19 protein-coding genes and 1 pseudogene are annotated in these 19,950 nt (G+C 74.7%); 4 read left to right on the forward strand and 16 right to left on the reverse strand.

Annotated elements, in window-relative coordinates:
- Positions 1-156: 156 nt before the first annotated feature.
- From ACFV4G_RS20385 to ACFV4G_RS20430, 10 genes are read right to left on the reverse strand one after another with little or no spacing between them, the layout of a single operon-like run.
- Positions 157-840, reverse strand: coding sequence for a response regulator (locus ACFV4G_RS20385; RefSeq protein WP_380442249.1), 684 nt, complete (start codon positions 838-840; stop codon positions 157-159).
- Complete coding sequence (locus tag ACFV4G_RS20390; RefSeq protein WP_380442251.1) at positions 837-2,033, reverse strand: sensor histidine kinase; 1,197 nt, start codon at positions 2,031-2,033, stop codon at positions 837-839. The genes ACFV4G_RS20385 and ACFV4G_RS20390 overlap by 4 nt, the downstream gene beginning before the upstream one ends.
- 13 nt (positions 2,034-2,046) lie before the next feature.
- Positions 2,047-3,456, reverse strand: a complete 1,410-nt coding sequence (locus ACFV4G_RS20395; protein WP_380442253.1) for an MFS transporter — start codon at positions 3,454-3,456, stop codon at positions 2,047-2,049.
- A complete protein-coding gene (locus ACFV4G_RS20400) occupies positions 3,456-4,523 on the reverse strand; it encodes a zinc-binding dehydrogenase (protein ID WP_380442255.1) in 1,068 nt (355 codons plus the stop codon). The genes ACFV4G_RS20395 and ACFV4G_RS20400 overlap by 1 nt, the downstream gene beginning before the upstream one ends.
- Positions 4,520-5,338, reverse strand: coding sequence for a sugar phosphate isomerase/epimerase family protein (locus tag ACFV4G_RS20405; RefSeq protein ID WP_380442257.1), 819 nt, complete (start codon positions 5,336-5,338; stop codon positions 4,520-4,522). Before ACFV4G_RS20405 ends, ACFV4G_RS20400 begins: the two co-directional genes overlap by 4 nt.
- Positions 5,335-6,519: an alcohol dehydrogenase catalytic domain-containing protein gene (locus ACFV4G_RS20410; protein WP_380442259.1), complete on the reverse strand. Its 1,185-nt coding sequence runs from the start codon at positions 6,517-6,519 to the stop codon at positions 5,335-5,337. The genes ACFV4G_RS20405 and ACFV4G_RS20410 overlap by 4 nt, the downstream gene beginning before the upstream one ends.
- Positions 6,516-7,505 (reverse strand): ROK family protein, encoded by a 990-nt coding sequence (locus tag ACFV4G_RS20415; protein WP_380442261.1) that lies wholly within the window; start codon positions 7,503-7,505, stop codon positions 6,516-6,518. The genes ACFV4G_RS20410 and ACFV4G_RS20415 overlap by 4 nt, the downstream gene beginning before the upstream one ends.
- A complete protein-coding gene (locus ACFV4G_RS20420; protein ID WP_380442263.1) occupies positions 7,502-8,185 on the reverse strand; it encodes an HAD-IA family hydrolase in 684 nt (227 codons plus the stop codon). Before ACFV4G_RS20420 ends, ACFV4G_RS20415 begins: the two co-directional genes overlap by 4 nt.
- A 45-nt stretch (positions 8,186-8,230) precedes the next feature.
- The gene (locus tag ACFV4G_RS20425; protein ID WP_380442265.1) at positions 8,231-9,106 is read right to left on the reverse strand and encodes an SDR family NAD(P)-dependent oxidoreductase; all 876 of its coding nucleotides are present in this window, start codon (positions 9,104-9,106) and stop codon (positions 8,231-8,233) included.
- Complete coding sequence (locus ACFV4G_RS20430; RefSeq protein WP_380442267.1) at positions 9,103-10,350, reverse strand: sedoheptulose 7-phosphate cyclase; 1,248 nt, start codon at positions 10,348-10,350, stop codon at positions 9,103-9,105. The genes ACFV4G_RS20425 and ACFV4G_RS20430 overlap by 4 nt, the downstream gene beginning before the upstream one ends.
- Positions 10,351-10,680: 330 nt before the next feature.
- On the opposite strand from ACFV4G_RS20430, the gene ACFV4G_RS20435 reads away from it, so the two are divergent.
- Positions 10,681-11,142 carry a hypothetical protein gene (locus tag ACFV4G_RS20435; RefSeq protein ID WP_380442269.1) on the forward strand — a complete coding sequence of 154 codons (462 nt, stop codon included), beginning with the start codon at positions 10,681-10,683 and terminating at the stop codon, positions 11,140-11,142.
- Positions 11,143-11,147: 5 nt separating this feature from the next.
- Positions 11,148-12,047 carry an alcohol dehydrogenase catalytic domain-containing protein gene (locus ACFV4G_RS20440; RefSeq protein WP_380442271.1) on the forward strand — a complete coding sequence of 300 codons (900 nt, stop codon included), beginning with the start codon at positions 11,148-11,150 and terminating at the stop codon, positions 12,045-12,047.
- Between the two features lie 51 nt (positions 12,048-12,098).
- Here the strand turns inward: ACFV4G_RS20440 and ACFV4G_RS20445 are convergent, their stop codons facing one another.
- Positions 12,099-13,274, reverse strand: coding sequence for an MAB_1171c family putative transporter (locus ACFV4G_RS20445; RefSeq protein ID WP_380442273.1), 1,176 nt, complete (start codon positions 13,272-13,274; stop codon positions 12,099-12,101).
- Positions 13,271-13,726: a hypothetical protein gene (locus ACFV4G_RS20450; RefSeq protein ID WP_380442275.1), complete on the reverse strand. Its 456-nt coding sequence runs from the start codon at positions 13,724-13,726 to the stop codon at positions 13,271-13,273. The genes ACFV4G_RS20445 and ACFV4G_RS20450 overlap by 4 nt, the downstream gene beginning before the upstream one ends.
- 420 nt (positions 13,727-14,146) lie before the next feature.
- Between ACFV4G_RS20450 and ACFV4G_RS20455 the strand changes: the two genes are divergently transcribed.
- Together ACFV4G_RS20455 and ACFV4G_RS20460 are read left to right on the forward strand one after the other, a co-directional pair.
- Complete coding sequence (locus ACFV4G_RS20455) at positions 14,147-14,383, forward strand: hypothetical protein (RefSeq protein WP_380442277.1); 237 nt, start codon at positions 14,147-14,149, stop codon at positions 14,381-14,383.
- 104 nt (positions 14,384-14,487) lie between these two features.
- Positions 14,488-14,646, forward strand: coding sequence for a DUF6059 family protein (locus tag ACFV4G_RS20460; RefSeq protein WP_380442279.1), 159 nt, complete (start codon positions 14,488-14,490; stop codon positions 14,644-14,646).
- Between the two features lie 180 nt (positions 14,647-14,826).
- Here ACFV4G_RS20460 and ACFV4G_RS20465 read toward each other — a convergent pair whose 3' ends face one another.
- The 4 genes and pseudogenes from ACFV4G_RS20465 to ACFV4G_RS20480 all read right to left on the reverse strand — a co-directional run.
- Positions 14,827-15,966: a nucleotide disphospho-sugar-binding domain-containing protein gene (locus tag ACFV4G_RS20465; RefSeq protein ID WP_380442281.1), complete on the reverse strand. Its 1,140-nt coding sequence runs from the start codon at positions 15,964-15,966 to the stop codon at positions 14,827-14,829.
- Between the two features lie 32 nt (positions 15,967-15,998).
- Positions 15,999-17,354, reverse strand: a complete 1,356-nt coding sequence (locus ACFV4G_RS20470) for an acetyl-CoA carboxylase biotin carboxylase subunit family protein (protein WP_380442283.1) — start codon at positions 17,352-17,354, stop codon at positions 15,999-16,001.
- A 98-nt stretch (positions 17,355-17,452) separates the two neighbouring features.
- On the reverse strand, positions 17,453-19,501 hold the full coding sequence (locus tag ACFV4G_RS20475; protein WP_380442285.1) for a PEP/pyruvate-binding domain-containing protein: 2,049 nt from the start codon (positions 19,499-19,501) through the stop codon (positions 17,453-17,455).
- 283 nt (positions 19,502-19,784) lie between these two features.
- Positions 19,785-19,922: pseudogene (locus ACFV4G_RS20480) on the reverse strand (exodeoxyribonuclease III); the annotation flags it as partial.
- Positions 19,923-19,950 lie beyond the last annotated feature (28 nt).

The following is a 19,950-nucleotide window of genomic DNA, read 5'->3' on the forward strand; positions in this document are numbered from 1 at the left end:
GCCACCCCCCCCCCCTGGTTGCGTTTGTTGGGCCCGGGGGGCCGTGCGCCCCCCCCCCCGCCCCCACCGGAAGCCTTTCGGCCGGCTCGCCTGCCGTGCAGGTCAGGGTTCGTTCCGCGGCCCGCGGCCGAGCGTGACCGGCCCGGTCGCGGGCCCCTACCGTCTACGCGGCACGAGTCCGGTTTCGAAGGCGATGATCGCCAGGTGGACGCGGTCCCGGGCCACGAGCTTGGCGAACAGACGCGCGACATGGGTCTTCGCGGTCGCCGCGCTGATCACCAGCCGCTCGGCTATCTCGGTGTTCGACAGTCCCTGTCCGACCAGTGCCAGCACCTCGCGCTCCCGGTCGGTGATCCCCGCGATGGGACTCGGGTCCGGGGCGGGCCCGGCGTCCGGTTCGGGGGCCGCGGGGCCGGACGTTGCGGCGAAGTCCGCGATCAGCCGTCGGGTCACGCTCGGCGCGATCAGCGCGTCGCCCGCGGCCACCACGCGGATCGCTTCCAGGATCGCGTCCAGGGCCATGCTCTTGAGCAGGAATCCGCTGGCCCCGGCGCGCAGTGCGCCGTAGACGTACTCGTCGTCGTCGAAGGTCGTCAGCACCAGGACCTTGGGCGGGTCCGGCTCGGCGGTCGCCTGCCGGGTCGCCTCGATCCCGTCCATGCCCGGCATCCGGATGTCCATCACCACGACGTCCGGCCGCAGTTCACGCGCCAGGCGCACCGCCTCGCGGCCGTCGCCGGCCTCGCCGACCACCTCCAGGTCGTCGGTGTCGCCGATCAGGATCCCGAGCCCGACCAGCATCAGCGGCTGGTCGTCGACCAGCAGCACCCGCACGCTCATGCCGGGAGCCTCGCCGTCACCCGGAACCCGCCCTCCGGACGCCGGCCGGCGCTGAACTGGCCGGACAGCAACGTCACCCGCTCGCGCATGCCGAGCAGGCCGAAGCCGCTCCCGCCGGCCGCGGAGAGCCTCGGCCGGCCGGGCCCGCCGCGAGCGTCGTCCCCGTCGTCCACCACCTCGATCGTCACCCCTTCCGGCTCGTAACCGACCGCGACCCGGCACGTCCGCGCCCTGGAATGCCGCACCACGTTCGTCACCGACTCCTGGATGATCCGGAACGCCGACAGTTCGATCTCCGGCGGCAGTGGACGCCGCTCGCCCCGCCAGGTCACCTGAACCCGCACCCCGGCGCCGGCCGTGCGTTCGGCGAGCTGCGGGACGTCGGCCAGGCTGCCGGCCGGCGCCAGCGGAGCGGCCTGCGGCATGGCGTCGTCGGGCTCGGCGCGGCGGAGCGCCCCGAGCATGCGCTGCAGCTCCAGCAGCGTCTCCCGGCCGGTGGTCTCGATGCCGGCCAGCGCCTGCCGCGTCTGCTCGGGCTTGGTCTCCACGACCCGCGCCGCCGCTCCCGACAGCACCGTGATGATCCCGATGCTGTGCGCGACGCTGTCGTGCAACTCGCGGGCGATCCGCAGCCGCTCGGCCATGACGACGCGGGCCGCGGTCTGCTCCTGCAGGGCTTCGAGGTACTCACGGCGTTTGCGGTACACCCCGCCGAAGACCCACGCGACCGCGAACCACAACGCGAACCCCCCGGCCCACTGGGACGCGTCGCCGAGGGACTGCTCGCGGCCGTGGAGGTCGTTGAAGAACGCGGCCACGACGCTCGCGACGGAGCCGGCGGCGGCAGCCTTCGGCCGCCGGACGGCGAGGTACCCGCCCAAGCCGACGAGCAGGACGAACACGATCGAGGGCCGCGCGCCGAAGGCGTCGCCGAGGACCGCTTCGCCCAGGACCGCCGTGAAGACCGTCGTCGGCAGACGGCGCACGAGCAGAACCGGCAGGGCGAGCAGGAGCCAGAGACCGATCTTCTGGAAGCCCCCGAGGTCGGGGAACCGGAACAGGCCGTGCTCAGGGGCCGGCATCGTCAAGGGGAGCATCAGCGCATACAAGCCGGCGGTGGCCAGCACCACGGCCTGCGACATCAGCCAGGTCACGCGCTTCGATGTCGAGAGACGCTGGAGAAGCTCTTCCATGCGGAGATCGTATTCAGCCGCGCCGGCCCTGCGCGTCGCCCCGGGGATGTACGCCGGATACGCCCCCGGGCCGACGGCCTGGGAGGAGCTGGCATCCGCCGGCCGACGCGGTGGATCGTGGCCCGTTCCTACGTTCCGCCGGGCCGCGCTGCTGCTCGACGGCCTCCGGAGCGCCGGCCGGGTTCGCCTCCGGGATCGGGCGACGGAGCGTCACGGCGAGCAGGACGGCCGTGGCGAGGGCCGTCGAGACGGCGGGCAGCCAGGCGGGGGAGCCGTCGAGCAGGGCCGCGCCGAGTGCCGAGCCGCTCGCGATGCCGATCTGGAAGCCGGTGACGTAGATCGAGGACGCGCGGTCGGCGTCGTCGCCCGCCAGGCGCATGATCCCGGTCTGGAACACCGGCCCGGCGGCGGCGAACGCCCCGCCCCACAGGGCGACGGCCACCGTGGCCACCGCGGCGGCGACGGCTCCCGGCAGCGGGGCGGAGCCGAGCAGGAGCAGGCCGACGCCCGCCGTGAAGGCCGTCATCGTCACGGTGGCCGTCCGGCGCGGGGCGGTGTCGTTGTGGCGGCCGACGAGGAACGTGCCCGCGGCGCCGGCCAGTCCGAAGACCGTCAGCAGGGTGACCACGGACCCGGCCGAGCCGGTGATGCCGGCGACGAGCACGGAGAAGTAGGTGTAGCTGAGGAAGTGGGTGGTGACCAGCACGAGCGCCACCCCGCACAGCGTCAGCACCGCGCGCCGGTCCATGCGGACGCCCTCGCCCGTCCGTGCGGGCGCCTCGGCGGGCCCGACCTCCGGCCGCCGGCGCAATGCCCACGCCAGGGCGCCCGTCACGGCCGCGGTGGCGAGCGCGAGCAGCAGTGCCGTGGCGCGCCAGCCGATCAGCTGCCCGATCAGGGTGGTCCCGGGGCTGCCCACGATCGACGCCAGGGTGGCGCCGCCGAAGACGGCCGCGGTCGCCGTGCCGACCCGCTCGCGCGGCACCAGTCCGGCCGCCTCCGGGGCGATCAGCGACCACAGCACTCCGTGCGTGAGCGCGGCGGCGACCCGGCTGGCCGCCATCGTCGGGTAGTCGTGCGCGAGCGCGGCCATGAGCTCGGCGGCGAGCAGGACGAGTAGGCAGACGAGCAGGGCCGTGCGGCGGGAGACCCGCGCGGCGAGCGCGACGGTCGGCATGGTGACCACGGCCGCGACGACGGCGTAGCCGCTGAGCAGCAGCCCGATCCGCCCGGCCGGGACGCCGAGGTCGTCCGCCATGTCCTGGAGCAGGCCGACGGGGAAGACCTCGAAGGTGACGTAGACGAAGGCGGCGGCGGCCAGGGTGGCCAGCCGCGCCGCCGTGCGCGCGTCGATCCGGGCGGGGCGGTCCGCGCCGGGGCGGTCCGTGCCGGGGCGGTCCGTGCCGGGGTCCGTTCCGTTCATCAACTCACCAGCGCCGCTGCGGTTTCGGCCACGCCGCCCGGCTGCTCCGCCCCGATGCGCACCAGGACCTTGGGCCGTCGGCGGTCCGGGGACGCGAGGTGGGCGAACGCGGCGTCCAGGGACTCCACGGATTCCAGCGGGAAGACCCGGTCGACGAGCGGGTCCAGGTCGACGGCGCCCGACTCGACGAGCTCCACCAGCCGGTCCCAGTAGCCGACCCCGGACAGCGCGGCGTGCAGCGTGACGTCCTTGATCACCAGTGCGGCGGCGTCGAAGCCGTCGACGGGGTGGTGGGGCGTGCCGAGCTGGGCGATCCGGCCGCCCGGGGCGACCAGGCCGACGGCCGCCCGGACGGCGGCGCCGCTGCCGGAGGCCTCCACCACGGCGTCGTACGCCCCCTGGTCCCGCTCGCCCGGCGCCGCCAGGGCGGGCAGGCCGAGGGCGGCCGCGAGCTCGCGGGCCGCGGGGTGCGGGTCGAGGACGACGGTGTCCGCACCGAGCGCCCGCGTCACCTGGGCCGCGGCGAGCCCGAGGGTGCCGCCGCCGAGCACGGCGACCCGGTCGTGCCGGCCCACCGCGATCCGGTCCACCGCGTGCACGGCCGCCGCGGTGGGCTCCAGCAGTGCGGCGGCGGTGTCGGACAGGGCGTCGGGGATCCGGGTCAGGGTGTCCACCGGGGCGGTCAGCAGCTCGGTCCCGGCGCCGGGTCGGGGCCCCAGCACCCCGATCTCGCTGCGGTCGGGGCAGTAGCGGATCCGGCCCGCCCGGCAGGCCGGGCAGCGCCCGCAGACCCGGAAGTTGTGCCCGGAGACCCGGCGTCCGGCCCAGTCGGCGTCGACGCCGGGGCCGGTCCCGCACACCGTGCCGACCCACTCGTGGCCCGGGACGAACGGGTAGCTCTTGAGGCCGTCCCGCAGGTAGTTGCTGGTGCCGTCGAAGAAGCCGAGGTCGGTGCCGCAGAACCCGAGCAGGCCGACCCGGACGAGCACCTCGCCGGGGCCCGGTACGGGCGGGTCGACCTCGGCGATCGTCACCGTGCGCGGTGCGGTCAGCAGGATGGCTTTCACGGGGCGTTCTCCCTGGGAGCGGTGTGAGGGGTGTGCCGGGTGTGACGGGTGTGCAGGGACGCCTCGCGACACGCGGTGACGTCGGCGCGCAGGCGGCCGGGGGCCCGGCGGTAGTCGTTCTCGACGAGCACCGTGCGGGCGCCGGCGTGCCGCAGCAGGTCCGGCAGTTCGGTGCGGATGCCGCGCCAGGTCGTGGGGCGCGAGGGGTCCTTGACGTGCAGGTCGGGCAGCAGCAGTCCGGCCGCCGCGACGGCGCGGGCGAAGCCGGCGGGCGGGGTGCCGGCGTCGAGCAGGTTGCCGGTGTCCAGGACGAGGCGCAGGGCCGGGCGGCCCACCGCGCGGGCGAGGGCGAGGCTGTCCTCGGCGTCGAGCGGTGACTCGTAGGCGAGCGTCAGCCCGGCCGCGTCGGCTTCGTCGCCCAGGGTTTGCAGCAACTCGGCCGTCCCGGCGCGTAGGTGGGGAGTGACGGGCAGGCTGCGCCGGAAGCCCGGGACGTGCAGGACCCGGGCGCCCAGGCGCAGGGCGCAGTCCAGGGCCCGGCGCAGCAGGGCGAGGGCGGCGGGGTTGGCCGTGCCGTCGGGGAGGGCCAGGCCGAGGTCGTTGGCGTGGTTCACCGCCAGGACGGGGACCGGCAGGATCCCGGCGATCCCCTGGGCGGCGGCGAGTTCGGCAGGGTCGTCGAGGAACGGGCCCCGGTGGGCCCCGCCGAAGTCCAGCTGGAGCGCGTCCGCCCCGGCCGCGAGCGCGGCCCGGGCGGCGGCCGTCCGGTCGTCCGCGATCCGCCACTGCGGTGCGGCCACCGGGAGGGCGGTCACCGGCCACCCCCGACCCCGTACTGCCGGTCCCGCGGAGGTGCCACCCGGATCGCCGCCTTGAGGACCCGGCGGCCGTCCGCGGCGCGCCGCCGCGTGGTCAGGACCGTGTTGACGAGCTCGGCGGCCCCGTCGAGCCCGACCTCGTGGGTGAGGACGTCCCGGCCCAGCGCCTCGCGCGGGGCGGTGAGATGGGCGACGGCCTCGCGCAGGTGGTCGCCCGACACGCCCCGGTGGCCGTGCAGGAGCAGCGGACCGGCGGGCCGGGCGAGGCTGGTGGCCCGCGGCGGCCACGGCGCGCCGCCGCAGTGCTCGGCGCGCACCGCCGTGACGTCGACCGGGCCGGCGGTCAACTCGACCGGGCCGGACGGCAGTCCGGCGTGCACGTCCACGACCAGCGTGCCCGGCACGAGGCGGTCCAGCGCCCGCAGGGCGTCCGGGGTGCCGGTGCGCGGGGTGGCGATCACCGCGGCGACCGGTCCGGGCAGGGCGGCCAGCAGAGCCGGCAGCGCGGGGTCGTCCGGGTGGACGGCGCCGTCGCCGTGGCCGGCCAACAGGACGCGCAGGCCCGGCAGTTCGCGCGGCCACAGCTCGGTGGCGAGGCGGCCCACGATGCCGTCCCCCCAGACGACCAGCGAGGCCGGGCGCACCAGGCGGAGCGTGGTGCGCAGCCCGTACAGGACGGAGGCGAGCGGCTCGGCCAGCGAGGCGACCCGGGGGCGCACGGCGCTGTCCGGCACCGGGACGACGAGGCCCGCGCGCACCGCCGACGCCGGGATCCGGGCGAGCTCCGCCCACAGGCCGGGCAGGTTGTGCCCGAGCAGGAACGACGGGTCGTCCGGGTGCGTGGGGTTCACGGTGACGGGCGTGCCCGGGGCGAGCCCGGTGTCGCCCGGCTCGACGACGTACGCCACTCCCTCGTGCCCGAGCACCGGGGTGGGGTCGTCGCGCAGGCCGCGCAGGATCTGCCAGTCGGTGCCGCAGATGCCGGCCACGGCGGGGGCGAGCAGCGCGTCGCCCGGCCGCAGCGCGGGGGTGGGCACCTCGGCGACGTCGACGAGGGTGCGGCCGTGGCGGTCCGGGGCACGGCGCACCAGCGCGCGATGCGTGGCCGGGGTCGGGGCGCCGGTCGTGCTCGCGGCGCCGGCCGGGCGCACCGGGCTCACGGTGCTCGCCGCGCTCACCGGGCGATCCTCGGCGGCCAGTGGCCGATGCACTCCGCGCCGCGCAGCGCGTCCACGTCGCCGGGGCCGCACAGCACCAGGCGGTCGTCGAGCCAGGCCCGGCCGTAGCCGCGGGCGGCGTACGAGGTGGAGGCGGCCAGGCGGCGGCGCAGCTCGGTGGCGTAGTGCGCGCCGAGGCCCTCGACGACGCCGCCGCCGAGCCCGAGCAGGTCCAGGTGCGGGTCGAGGCACCACAGGGTGCGGATCAGCTGGGCGACCGGTTCGACGCACAGGCCGAGCAGCCGCCGGGCGGCCGGGTCGCCGGCGTCGAGCGCGCCGGGCAGCCAGTCGGCCACCCGTGCGGCGTCCGGCAGGCCCAGGCGTTCGGCGACCCGGACGAAGCCGGGGCCGGCGGCGAGCGAGGCGAGGTGGTCGGGGCCGCCGCACTCGCACGGCAGCCCGGCCAGGTCCGGCGGGCAGGCGACGGTCAGGTGTCCGACCTCGCCCTGCAGGCCCCACGCGTCGACGGGGATCACCGTCCGCTCCAGGTCGGCGGTGCGCAGCGCGATGCCGCTGCTGACGGTCAGGTAGGCGACGCGCCGGGTGCCGGGGCGGGCGTGGTTGACGGCGAAGTCGGCGAGGGCGGCGGTGACGTCGTTGACGAGGGTCCAGGTGACGTCCGGCCGGTGCTCGCGCAGGGCGGCCATGAGGTCGTACGGCTCGTCCGCCGCGCCCCACAGCGGGGCCGAGCCGTGGACGACGCCGGTGAGGTGGTCGATGGCCGCGCCGAAGGAGACGGCGGCCCTGGCGCCGGGCGGGGCGGCCCCGCCGAGCAGCTCGACCATGTCCCGCCGCAGGTCCGCGACGGCCCGTTCCGGGTGCCGCAGCCGGCTGGGCGCGGGCACCCGCTCGACCGGGCTCCCGGGGCCCCCGGCGCGCCAGCGCACCCAGGTGCCGCCGACGTCGGCGGCGAGGGTGGTCGCGGCCGGGGCCGTTGTCCCGGTCACGGCCGCACCGGCCGGCCGTCGGCGACGGGTTCCGGCACGGTGAGCGTCACGCCGGGGCGGGACGGGTCGGCCGGGGCCACCGCGAAGCCCCGGAAGTCGGGGTGCCGCTCCGCCTCGTGGTCGTGGTCGGCGCAGCCGCCGATGACCACCGTGCGCGCGCCGGAGGCCAGTCCGGCGCGGATGCCGGCGGGGGAGTCCTCGAAGACGACGGTCTCCCGCGGTTCCACGCCCACCCGCCGGGCGGCGAGCAGGTAGCCCTGTGGGTCGGGCTTGCCGCGGGTGACGTCGTCGGCGCTGACCAGCAGCTCCGGTACGGGCAGTCCGGCCGCGCCGAGCCGCACTTCGGCCAGTCGGCGGCTCGCGGAGGTGACGACCGCCCAGGAGCCGGGCGGCAGCGCGGCGAGGAGCGCGGCGGCGCCCGGCACGGCCGTGATGCCGGCGGTCTCCGACTCCTCGTGCGCGACCAGCCGCCGCGTCTCGGACGCCGCGAGCGGCGCGTCGGCGACGAAGCGGTGCACGGTCTCGCGGGTGGGGCGGCCGTGGGCGTAGGCGAGGACCTCGGCGAGGTCCAGCCCGTGCCGCCCGCTGAAGTCCGCCCAGGTGGACTCGACCAGGGCGGTCGAGTCCACCAGGGTTCCGTCCATGTCGAACAGCAGTGTGTGTGCCTGGAGCTGTGGCACGGGTCCTCCTCGACGTCGTGCTCGGGGACAGGGAGTCGGGCGCGCTCAGACGCCGGACGGGGGCGATGACAGTGCGCCGGACGGGGACGGCGGGCGGGACGGTGACACCGCGTCGGACTGGGACTGCGGGCGGGACTGGGACTGCGGGCGGGACTGGGACTGCGGGGTCCCTGCGCGGACCGGCGTCCAGCTCCGGTCCTCGTGCACGACCAGCGCCTCGCCCGCGTACGGCACCCCGCGCGTGCGGGCGAGTTCGGCCGCGAGTGGCCCGAAGTGCGCGGGCGTCATGTAGGCCCCGTAGTCGAAGCCCGCCGGCCGGCGGGCGCGGATGCCGGGGGTGTCCACCATCCCGGCGGGCAGCGCCTGGATGAACGTCACCTCGGCGGGGTCGGTCTCCTGGGCGACGGAGCGGACCAGCGAGTCGGCGGCGGCCTTGGTCGCGGCGTAGCCGGACCGGTTCGGGCCCGCGTTGTAGACCACCTCGGAGGAGATGTGCAGGAACAGGCCGGGGCCGGCCGCGCGCAGGGCGGGCAGCGTCTCCTTCAGTGTCCACGCCAGCCCGTGCACGTTGACCGCGAACTGGTCCAGCCAGTCGGCCTCGTGGACGTCCGTGAAGGGCTCGCGGCGGTCGGTGAAGTACACGGCCGAGTAGCAGACCAGGTCGACCCGGGGCGGGATGCCGGAGCGCAGGGCGGCCCGCGCCGCGTCGCCGTCGCGCAGGTCCAGCGGGTGCCAGGCGAGCAGGTCGGCGCCGGGGCCGGCGGGCCGGGAGCGGCTGAGGACGTGGGTCTCGACGCCCTCGGCGGCCCACGCGTCGGCGACGCCCCGGCCGATGCCGGTGGATCCGCCGATCACGACGGCGGTGACGGGCCGGGCCCCGCCGTGGGGGGCGCTCACGCCCACCTCGCTGCGCTCGCTCACGCGCTCACCCGCGCGTAGCCGGCCGGGATGTGCCCGGCCACCGCGGCCTTGCGCCGCAACAGCTCGGTGGCGGCGCGGAGTTCGGCCGGGGTGACGTCGTTGACGAAGTGGTGCCGGCCGATCCCGACGGGCAGCGGCAGCCGCTGGTGGCCGTCGCGATGGCGGACGGTGTCGAGCAGGGCGGCTTCCAGGAGCGCCGGGTCGGCCAGGACGTCGTTCCACACGGGCAGTCCGAGCGCGGTGGCCACGCGGTAGATCCGGTCGGCCTGCTCCTCGGAGAGGTCGCCGCGCAGGGTGGCCAGCGCGGTGGTGAGGGCCATGTCGATCATGACGGCCTCGCCGTGCAGCAGTTCCGGCAGCGCGTGCATCTCGACGGTCGGGCTGAAGGTGTGCCCGTAGTCCACGCACCGCTCCAGGTGGGACTCCCACAGGTTGGGCTGGAGCTCTTCGAGCATCAGGTGGATGGCCTCGGCGACGATCGCGTCCGACGCGGCGGCCAGCTCCCCGGTGGAGCCCTGGAGCCGGTCCGCGTGGACGGCGGCGCCCCAGGACTCCAGCAGCGCGAACAGTTCCTCGGAGCGGATGAGGGCCATCTTCATGATCTCGGCGAGGCCGTTGCTGATGTGCCGCGGCGCGAGGCTGCGCAGGAAGGTGCGGTCCAGGAAGGTGGCCGTCGCCGGGGCGTAGGTGCCCAGGCGGTTCTTGCCGAGGCCGTAGTTGACGCCGGTCTTGACGCCGACCCCGGCGTCGACCAGGCCGATCAGCGTGGTGGGGATGCGGATGTACGGGGTTCCGCGCCGGTAGAGGCTGGCGGCGAAGCCGACGATGTCGGTGAGCACGCCGCCGCCGATGGCGAGGACCGGCTCGCGGCGGCGGTCGATGCCGAAGTCGTTCATGGCGTCGACCACGCGCAGGACGGACTCCCACTCCTTCACGGGTTCGTCCGCCCGCAGCGGCAGCATCGTGACCGCGACGCGGTGGTAGGTGAAGTAGTCGCGGATCCGGCCGCCGTAGAGCTTGTCGACGTTCTCGTCGATGACGACGAGGCGGCGGTCGCCGGCGCGCATGGGCGCGTCCGGGCAGCCGTCGAGGAGGGCCGTGTTGTCGAGCGCGAACAGGTGGTCGGAGCTGACGACGTGGTAGCGCACCTGGCGGACGGCCTCCACCGTCCACGCCGGGCCGCCGGCCCGGCCGTCGTCGACGCTGTGCCGCAGGCCCTGGGTGAAAGTCGTACCGCTGCGCATGTCTCCTCCGGATTCGGAAGGGTTCGGGCGGTCCTGCGTCCCCGGCCTCCCGGGGCTCCTGCGCCCTGGACTGCCAGGGCTCCCGCACCCCGGGTGGCCGGGGCGACGCAGGACCTTCTCACAGGACGATTGTCTTTGTGGCGATCGCAAACGCCAGTATATTAGCACTTGCTGCCACTATATTGGCAGGTGTGTTGATGAGGTGGCACTGGTGTTAGACTTCGAGAACCTCGGCGACTTCACAGGCGAAGCGCTAGCGTCTACCCTGCCGTCACCGAACGTCGCGCCGAGTCGTCCCGACCCGAGGCGCCGGAGCCCAGGGAGACGGACATGGCCACGTTGGCGGAACGCCTCAACGCGTGGTTCGCGGATGCAGCCACCACGGACGCCGTGGGACGCCGCCGGGAACCCTCCACGTCCGAGGTCGCCCAGGCGATCTCCGAGGACCCGTCCCACGACGTCACCATCTCCAGGAGCTACCTGGCCGCCCTGCGCAACGGCTCGCAGACCAACCCCACGATCAGCGTGCTCGCCGCGATCGTGCAGTACTTCCGCGCCCGCCCGATGACCCTCCCGGTCTCGGTGGGGGCGCTCATCAACGAGGAGACGGCCGCCGACGCGGCCGACGACCCGGCCTGGGCCTCCGTCCTCGCCGACCGGCAGGTGCGCTCGATCGCGATGCGGGCCGGCGGGATGACCCCGGAGGTCCGCGAGCAACTACTGTCGATCATGGACGCGCTGGACGCCCCGAGGCCTCCGGCGCCGAGTCCCGGGGAGGACACCGCACGATGAAGGCCGTGGGGATCACGCGCACCGGAGGCCCGGAGGTACTCGGCCTCCTCGACCTGCCCGAACCGGACGGGGACGGACTCGTCATCCGGGTGGCGGCCGCCGCCGTCAACCCCGTGGACCTGGCCACCCGTTCGGGCTTGATCCCCACCGCCCTCCCGGCCGTCCTCGGCTGGGACCTCGCCGGCACCGTCGCCCACGCACCCGCCGGCTGCGGCTACACCGCCGGCGACCGCGTCATGGCGATGACCGCCCAACTGGGCACCGGTGTCGGCAGCATGGCGGAGTACGTCCGCTTCGACCCCGAGTACGTCGTCCGCGTCCCCGACGCCCTGGACCTCGTCGACGCGGCCGCCCTGCCGCTGGCCGGCGTCACCGCCGTCCAGGCGCTGCGCCGCACCCCCGTCCGGGCCGGCCGCCGGGTGCTGCTCGTCGGCGCCCAGGGCAGCCTCGGCGGACAGCTCGCCGTCCGGCTGCTCGACGAGCCGGACACCACCACCGACCTCCTCGTCCGCCCCGGCGACGCCGAGGCCTGCCGGGCGCTGCGCCTCGGCCGCCCGGGCGGGGGAGCGGTGCTGACCGACCCGGCGCGCGTCGAGGCGAAGGCCTACGACGTCGTCGTGGACGCCGGCGGCGCCCCGGACCTGATCGAGGCGGTGTGCCCGGGCGGCACGTTCCTGACCCTCGTCCCGTTCGCCGCGCCCGACCCGGCCCGCCGCCCGGACGTGGAGTTCGTCCTCCACGGTGTGGAGCTGGACCGCGCGGACCTGGCCGAGGTGGCCGCCCGCGCCGCCCGCGACGCCGGTGTGCGGCCGCGGACGACCGTCCTCCCGTTCGCCGACGCGCACGAGGCGCACCGGCGGCTGGAGGCCGGCGGATTCCGGGGCAAGTTCGTCCTGGTGCCGTAGGGTTCCCGCACCCTCGGGCCGGTGCGCCGGGCGGCGCACCGGCCCGGGCGGCTACGCCGCGCCCGTGCGCTGGGCCCGCAGCGCCCGCAGCTCGCGGGAGATCTCGATCAGCCCGACGAGGTCGCTCTCGTAGTCGTCGGAGGCCTCGCGGGGCCCCGGGATGAACAGCGCGTTCGTCTTCGGCGCCGCCTCGCCCAGCGACTGCGCCCCGTACAGGAGCAGCGCGCGGTCGACGATGCGGGCCGCCGCGCGCGGATCCTTCGGCAGACCGTCCCCGCCGGGTGCCAACTCGTCGGCGGCGAGCCGGAGGTAGGGGCCGAGCCGGGTCAGCCCGTCCCGGCACTCGACGTACCGCCGGTACGTCGCCGAGGCGTAGTCCGCGACGGGCCCCAGCTGCCGCCCGACGAAACTCCGCTGGTCGAGGATCAGTTCGGGGTAGAAGACCGCCACCCGCTGCCACAGCGCCTCCAGGCCGTGGTACTGCGCGCGGTGGTCGCGCCGGTCCCGCCGGAGCTGGAACAGGCCCACGAAGAACGGCAGGCTCAGCCCCGCGCACACCACGATCGTGGCGGCGATGCCGAAGCCGAAGTCCTCGTCGTACGTCACCGGCGTCCCGGGCGCGCGCAGCCCCGGCAGGTTGACCCACAGGACGCGGAAGACGCAGCTCAGGTCCAGCCCGATCAGGCCGGCGGCGATGACCGCCAGGGACCATCTGCGCAGCGGGTGCCCGGCGCGCGAGTGCCGCAGGGCGAGCAGGGCGCACGCGGCGTACCCGGAGAACAGGAAGACGTTGCCCAGGTCGTAGAACACCCGCACCCGCCAGTCGAGCAGGAAGTGGCTGGTCAGGGTGTGGTTGCGGAGCGGCGGCGGCAGCAGGACGGTCATCGCGACCATGCCCGCCAGGCAGGCCGCGCACAGCAGCACCTCCCACGAGCGCCCGGCCGTACGGCGGTTGATCGGGCGCTCCCGCAGGAACGAGACCATGAGGCAGAGCCCGACCAGGACCAGCGCGTTGTAGCTGCACTTGGCGACCCCAGCGGTGGTGCGCCGGTCGAGGAGGGCGACCAGGCGGGGCTGCGCCAGCAGGTTGCCCAGCCCCATGAACAGCAGGGACAGGCTCAGGTGCAGCCGCATGGGATCGCGGAAGCGGCGGCGGACGAGCGCGGGCAGCGTCCAGGCGGTACCGGCGAGCAGCGTGACGATGGCGACGCAGTCGAACGCCCTCACGTCAGCCCGTCGGTCAGGACCAGGCTGTTGTACACCGAGGGCTGCCAGGGCTCGTCGATGCCGTAGCGCTGCGCCCGGCGCCCGAGCGTGATCGCGTGCCGCATGATCGTGGAGGCGATGACCTCGGCGTCCCGCTCGTCCCGGTCGGAGTAACACCCGTGCGGCCCGGCCTCGGTGGGCCGTCCGCCCGCGAGGTCGTACGCGACGATGTGGCCGACCTCGTGCAGGATGATGTGGGCCTGGTGGGCCTTGGTGGTGTGGGACTGGTAGACGATGGCGTCCTCGTGCGGGCGCGATATCAGCATGCCGAACGGCCCGTCGACCGGCAGCTCCCACGGCATCAGCCGGATCGGCGTGCCGCGGTCCTCGCCGAGCCGCTCGCACAGCTCCGCCGGGTCGAGCGGCACGGGCAGCTCCAGCCGCCGCATCAACCGACGGCTGTGGGTCTGCAAGTGGGCGTCCCGGCTCCGGCCCTGGCGCGAGTCCCTTAACCGCCGATAGGAGTCCCGTACACGCCTGCTGAGCATTGCTTTCCCCCGCGTTGATCTCTTTAGGCCTTACCCAAACCTACGTCAGCAAGTGGGCTCCACCCAGATTTCCCAATCGAACGTAACGAAAACGTAACGCCATGTAATGGACAGGGCAACCGGGTTCGGGGCCGACGCCGGGCGCGCCGGGTCAGGCGCGCTGGGCCGGGTGTGCCGCGCCGGGCATGCCACAGTGCCCCCGGTCCCGCCTTCATCGGCGAGACGGCCCGGTAGGCGGCCGTCATCGCGGGCATCGCGCACAGGCCGATGCCGAATCCGCGCACCACCATCGCGGCGCCGAGGTACCAGTAGTTGGTGTCGGAGCCGATGGCGACGAAGGGGAGGGTGGCGACGATGCTGACCATGCCGCCGATGAAGGAGGTCGGCCCGCTGCCCAGCTTGTCGATCAGCCGCGCGCCGAGCACCATCGCGATGGCGGCGCCGCTCGGGATCGGCACCCTCTACCGGCACTTCCCCACCCGGGAGGCGCTGCTGGCCGAGCACACCGACCCCAAGCGCGCCTCCCGCATCCTGGCGCTCCTCAACGCCGGGCTGCTCAGTGACGGGCGTCCCACGCTCTGATCCGCCCGCGCGCGGTTCGGTGCCGAGCAGCGCGGCGCCCGCGCCGTCGCGTGTCCGGGATCCTGCGTTCCTGGGGCCGGCGGTGTGCCCGGGCGTTCTGGTCCATGCTGATCAGCTACGGAAGCTCCTGGGTCCACGTTCCGGTCCTGCCGCCCGAGGAGGAGGGGCCGGGCCGGTGGCACCCCGAACGGCTCTGCCCGGAAGTTCCGCTGACGCCCCTCGAACGCTTCCTGGCGGAGCAGTTGGGCACCGGACCGTTCTGACCGCTCCGGTCGGCCGGAGCACGGACGCCTGCGTGAGGTCGCCGTTCCCGGCCGCCCGGGGCCGAGGGCCGGGACCCGGGGCAACCCCGGCGGACCGGGCGGCGGGTACGGGCCGGACCGGGCGGCGGGTACGGGCCGGACCCGGCCGCGCGTTCGCGGCCGGGGCACCGGCCGCCCGGCTCAGTGGGTGGCGCCGGCCAGGCCGGTGAGCCGCTGCGCCACGTCCGCCGGGCTCGGCATCGCCGCGATCTCGGCGCCGACCTCGCGCGCGGCCCGGCGCAGCCCCTCGTCGGTGAGCAGCCGCTCCAGCAGCGCGGGGCCGATCTCCTCGGCACTCGCCCGGAGCCCCGCGCCGCGGGCGTGCACGGCGTCCGCGGTGATGTAGCGGTCGGAGCCGTCGGGCAGCACGAGTTGCGGGACGCCCGCGTCCAGCGCGCCGAGCGCGCTGGCGCTGCCGCCGTGGTGGATCGCCGCCGCGCTGGTGTCCAGCAGCGCCCGCCACGGCACCCAGCCGTACGCGCGGACGTTGTCCGGCAGCGTGCCGAGCGTGCTCAGGTCGAGTTCGCCGGTGGCCAGCACGAACTCCGCGTCGAGGCCGGCCGCCGCCGCGATCACCCGCTCGACCCTGGTCAGGCCGTCGGTCTTGGGCGGCACGGTGCCGAGCGTCACCGCGACGCGCGGGCGGCCGGCGGGCGCGGCCAGCGGTGCCGGGACGCCGCCCTCGCCGTTGTACGAGACGGGCCGCATCGAGCAGCCGTACAGATCACCCCCCGTCGTGCTCGGCGGTGCGAGGTCGATGGTCTCGGCCGGCTCGGGCAGCCGGTCGATCCCGTGCCGCGCGAAGGTGTCCGCCATCTCGGCGAGCATCAGCGCGCGCAGCTTCGGGGTGCGGACGAAGCCCAGGTCGTGCTGGACGGCGGGCACGCCCAGGCGGGCCGCCGCGAGCAGGGCCACCGGGAACTGGTACTCGTACACCACGAGGTCCGGCCGCCACCGTGCGGCGAGTTCGACCACCGCGTCGGCCACCCGGCTGTTGACGTGGGCTGCGAGCGGCACGAACGCCTCGCGGTCGGCCGAGTTGGTCGCGATCACCCGCTCCATCAGGTCGGGCCGCCGGGTGCGGCCGGCTTCCCTGATCTCCTTGCGCCAGTCGACGCCGGGGGCGATGGACAGGTACGGCAGCCCGGACGCGGCGACCGGCTCGCCGCCGTCCATCGAGGCCACCGCGACCTCGTGGCCGAGCCCGCGCATCGCCCTGGCGAGCGGGACCAGCGGGAAGAGGTGGCCGAAGCCGGGGGCGCCGGCGAACAGTACGCGCATGGGAGGAACCTCGGTCGTCGGGACGGGCGGGATCAGGAGGAGGCCCGGTGCAGGGCGGCTTCGAGGCCGTTCAGCACGGCGTTGCAGTCGCGGTGCAGGGTGGCGGCGTCGACGGCGGTCAGCAGGAAGACGCCGAGCCAGTTGCGCGACCCCGCGGCCGGGTCGAAGGCCGGCACCGGCTCGCCCTCGGGCAGGGTGAAGGCCGGCACGGCCTCGATGGTGCTGCCCGGCGACAGCAGGCCCTGCCAGTCCACGGCCCGCGGGTTCCAGACCGGGCTGCTCCGCCAGGGCGTCCCGGCCGCGTCGGCCGGGACGACGGCCACCGACGCGGCGGCCCTCACCCCGTCGGTGAGCATGGCCGCGGGGTAGTCGACGCGCTCGCCGAGCAACTGCCGCACCAGCATGCCGATCGGGTCGAGCCCGAAGACCTCGTGGACCTGCCGGGTCGTCAGCAGGCCGCCGAACCTCGCGGCGGTCTCGATGACCACCAGCCCGCCGTCCGCCATGAGCTTCAGCTCGGTGTGCGTGCCGCAGTTCTCCAGCCCGAGCGCGTCGACGGCCTGCCGCGAGACCTCCTCGATCCGGCGCTGCACCGGCACCGGGAGGACCGCGGGCGAGGTGCTGGCCACCTCGACGAAGGAGGGCACGGTCGGCAGCTTGGCGGTGATGGCCAGCGGGTGGTAGACGCCGTCCGCGACGATCCCCTCCACGCTCACGTAGTCGCCGTAGCCGGGCTCCTCGTACCAGCCCGCGGTGGAGCCCTGGGCGATCTCCTCGACCAGCCGGTCCCGGTCGGTGTCCGCGGCGTAGAGCTCGTTCATGCCGACCCGGCTGCCGGCCCGCAGCCCGCGCTCGATCTCCTCCCACGCCGGGGCGGCGTCCTCGGGCGCGTCCAGCACGATCTGTGCCACCGACCCGGCGCCCCAGGCCGGCTTGAGCAGCAGCGGGGGCGTCAACCCGGCCAGCGCGGCGTCCAGGTCGGCGAGGCTGTCGACCCGGCGGAAGGCGGGTATCGGCACGCCGGCCGCGGCCCACGCCTCCCGCATCAGCCTCTTGTCCCGGGCGCGGAGGATCCCCTGGCCGGCCCCGGCCAGCCCGAGCCGGCTCGCCGCGTGCGCGACGGCCAGCACGGCGAACTCCGAGAGGGTCAGCACCGCGTCGGCCCCGAGGGCCTTCGCATGCTCCACGATCAGCTCGACGAGCTCGTCGCCGCGCGGGGCGTCCGGCACGAGTTCGATGCTCGTACAGCTCGGACGCCAGACCTCCTCCGCGGTCGTGGGCAGCGGTGCCAGCGCGAGGACGTGCAGCTCGCCGCAGGCGGCGATGCGGGGGAAGGCGTATTCGAGCGGGGCTCCGCCCTTGACGTAGACGTACAGGATCTTGTTCAACTTCGGCTCTCCATAAGGAAGTTCAGTTGGCCCGGCGGCACGTGCGAGCTGCCTCGCGCAGGCCTGCTCAGGGCTGGGGGCCAAGGGTGCGGGACTCGTCAGCCGGCGGTGCGGAAGGGGCGCACCTGCAGCAGGCTGATCCGGTCGCCCTCGACCGCCCACTCGACGTCGACCGGGGCGTCGTACGCCTCGTCGGGCGAGAAGTGCGACTGCAGCAGCCGGCTGATCAGGGCCAGCCGGCCCAGGACGTCCTTGGTCCCGCCGTCCAGGTCGGCGCCGGCGGTGCCCAGCGAGACCGTGCGGCTGCCGCCCTCCATCGTGTTGCACAGGTACTGGATCGGGGCGCCCCGGCCGGTGACGACGTCGGTCACCGAGCGCGGCGAGATGTTGAGGAGGACGTTGCGGAAGTCCCCCGGGCTCAGCGGGTTGCAGCTCACCAGGACGCCGCCGACGGTGGCACCCACCTGCTCCTGGACGATCACGCCCATGCGGCAGTGCTCCGGCGGGATGCCGGCCTGGCTCCGCAGCAGCACCGCGCGCGGCGACAGCAGCGACGCCCACACCTCCCGGACCGCGTCGAGGAGCGCATCGCCCGGGGTCGTGCCCGGGGCCATGCCGCCCGCACTCCCGACGTTCGCCACCGACTCGTACAGGCCGGCGGCCGAGAAGCCGGGCAGGTCCTCGGCGTTGGAGGAGCTGCGGACGACCAGGACGGGTGCGCCGTACAGGTGCCGGCCGACGGCCCGGTCGATCTCGGTGCGGATCGGTCCGGGTACCGGGACGGCGCGGATCAGCCGCTGCGCTTCGAGGCAGAGCTCCTCGACCCGCTGGGCCGAAGTCCCGTCGGACACAGCCGAATCGATCGCTCCGACGACTCCCCGGAGCTCTGCCGACGAGTCGAGGAAGCACTGCTGGAGGGCGAAGGGCAGAACGATCCCGCGCGGAACCTGGGCATGCTCCTTCACCAACTGCTGTGCGGCGAAATCGAGTTCCGCGACGTCCGCGTCCTCCGGGAGGTCGAGCTGCCGGGCCAGGTAGCGCAGCAGGTTGTCCCGGGGCGGCCGGGGCGCGCGGTAGAAGCCGAGCCAGCGCGGCGAGCCGTGCTGCAGCAGGTGGGTGAGCTCGCCGAGGCCCGCCGCCTTGGTGCCGAACCGGACGTGGTCGCCGGCGCGCAGCTCGGACAGCGGGGCGATCGGCGTGGGCGTGAGGTCGGGCACGTCCACGACGACGCGGTCGCCCGGCGCGGCGGGCCGCGTGTCCCCGGGGTTGCCCGGCTGCGCGGCCTCCAGGTGGAAGTCCTCGCCGTCCGCCGCGACCCGGTAGCGCACCCACCGCCCGGCCAGCCCGGCACGCTCGATCCGTTCGACGGCCCCGAGGCCGACGGCGTTGGGGATCCGCCAGCCGGCGGCCATCACGTTGATGTGGGAGAGCGGCGTGGTGTGCTCGGTGTGGATGATCCCGGACACCCGGGGGATGTCCTCGGGCACCCGCGGCATCACCACGATGTCGTGCCACGCCAGCGGCTCGGGATCACCCCGGTACTCCTCCTCCGACCGGAACACCCGCAGCCGCCCGTGGGCCGCCCCGGCCGCGAGCGGCACGAACGCGGCCGTGGAGTAGAGCTGGTGGGACAGTACGCGCGGTATCTCGCTCTCCGGGATGCGGGCGACGTAGCCCTCCTGCCGGTGGTTGGCCGGCTTGAGGACCAGCGGCAGCGCCGGGTCGACGTGCTCGCGCACCCGGTGGAAGAAGTGCCGCAGCATCTCCTGGGACATGGTGTCGACGTCGACCGTTTCCAGGGACAGGAATTCGCCGTGGTGGTTGTGGTGGGTGTGGTGCGCGAGGGTGCCGAGATAGAAACGGCGATCGGGATTCCGGTAAACCTCGTCGTTGAACGCGTCGAGCCCGCGGGCCAGTTCGTCGATCGACATTCCGAGGATCTCGCTCGCGATGTACCGGACGTGGAGGGTGCCGTCGGCACTGTCGATGAAGTGGAGCACCGACTCCTGACGGTCGAGCACGATCTTCACGTAGGGGTAGCCCCCGACCTGCCCGGCGAGCCGGGAGAACTCCTGGAGCGTGAGCTGTTCATCTGGAAGGCGGGGCCGCGTGGTCGCGTCGTTGCGATCCGACCGGGTAGTGCGCACAGTTCAGCCATTCGTCATCGTGTACACGATCATGTGTACTTGGTGCAGAAGGGTGGTACGGCTACGCACACACTGCCATCGAATATGAAGGTTTGACGAATGATCACACGGCATCAGGCCATCGCGAATCGTTTCGGCCAGGTAAACGGCCGCCAATGAATGATGTGACCCTCGTGGCTGTGGCAAGGGTCACATCGGGGATGTGCGTCCAGATGCTTGATGTGCGATCAAGCGCATCCGGAATTATTGATTTCCATACGATTCTCCGGCGACCGCCGGCCGTTCAGTCCGCCACGGCGTACGCCACCGTCACCGGCGCGTGGTCCGACCACCGCTCGGCGTGGGTGTCGGCACGCTCCACGCGGGCTTCGGTGGCGCGGGCGGCGAGGCCGGGGGTGGCGACCTGGAGGTCGATCTGCCAGCGGATAGACGCCTTTTCGAAAGACGTC

The sequence above is a fragment of the Kitasatospora sp. NPDC059747 genome (assembly GCF_042732955.1).
Lineage (GTDB): Bacteria > Actinomycetota > Actinomycetes > Streptomycetales > Streptomycetaceae > Kitasatospora.

Coding starts and splice junctions, on each gene's coding strand:
- ACFV4G_RS20385 (WP_380442249.1), bottom strand. CDS start 840: ATGAGCGTGCGGGTGCTGCTGGTCGACGACCAGCCGCTGATGCTGGTC.
- ACFV4G_RS20390 (WP_380442251.1), bottom strand. CDS start 2,033: ATGGAAGAGCTTCTCCAGCGTCTCTCGACATCGAAGCGCGTGACCTGG.
- ACFV4G_RS20395 (WP_380442253.1), bottom strand. CDS start 3,456: ATGAACGGAACGGACCCCGGCACGGACCGCCCCGGCACGGACCGCCCC.
- ACFV4G_RS20430 (WP_380442267.1), bottom strand. CDS start 10,350: ATGCGCAGCGGTACGACTTTCACCCAGGGCCTGCGGCACAGCGTCGAC.
- ACFV4G_RS20435 (WP_380442269.1), top strand. CDS start 10,681: ATGGCCACGTTGGCGGAACGCCTCAACGCGTGGTTCGCGGATGCAGCC.
- ACFV4G_RS20460 (WP_380442279.1), top strand. CDS start 14,488: ATGCTGATCAGCTACGGAAGCTCCTGGGTCCACGTTCCGGTCCTGCCG.
- ACFV4G_RS20465 (WP_380442281.1), bottom strand. CDS start 15,966: ATGCGCGTACTGTTCGCCGGCGCCCCCGGCTTCGGCCACCTCTTCCCG.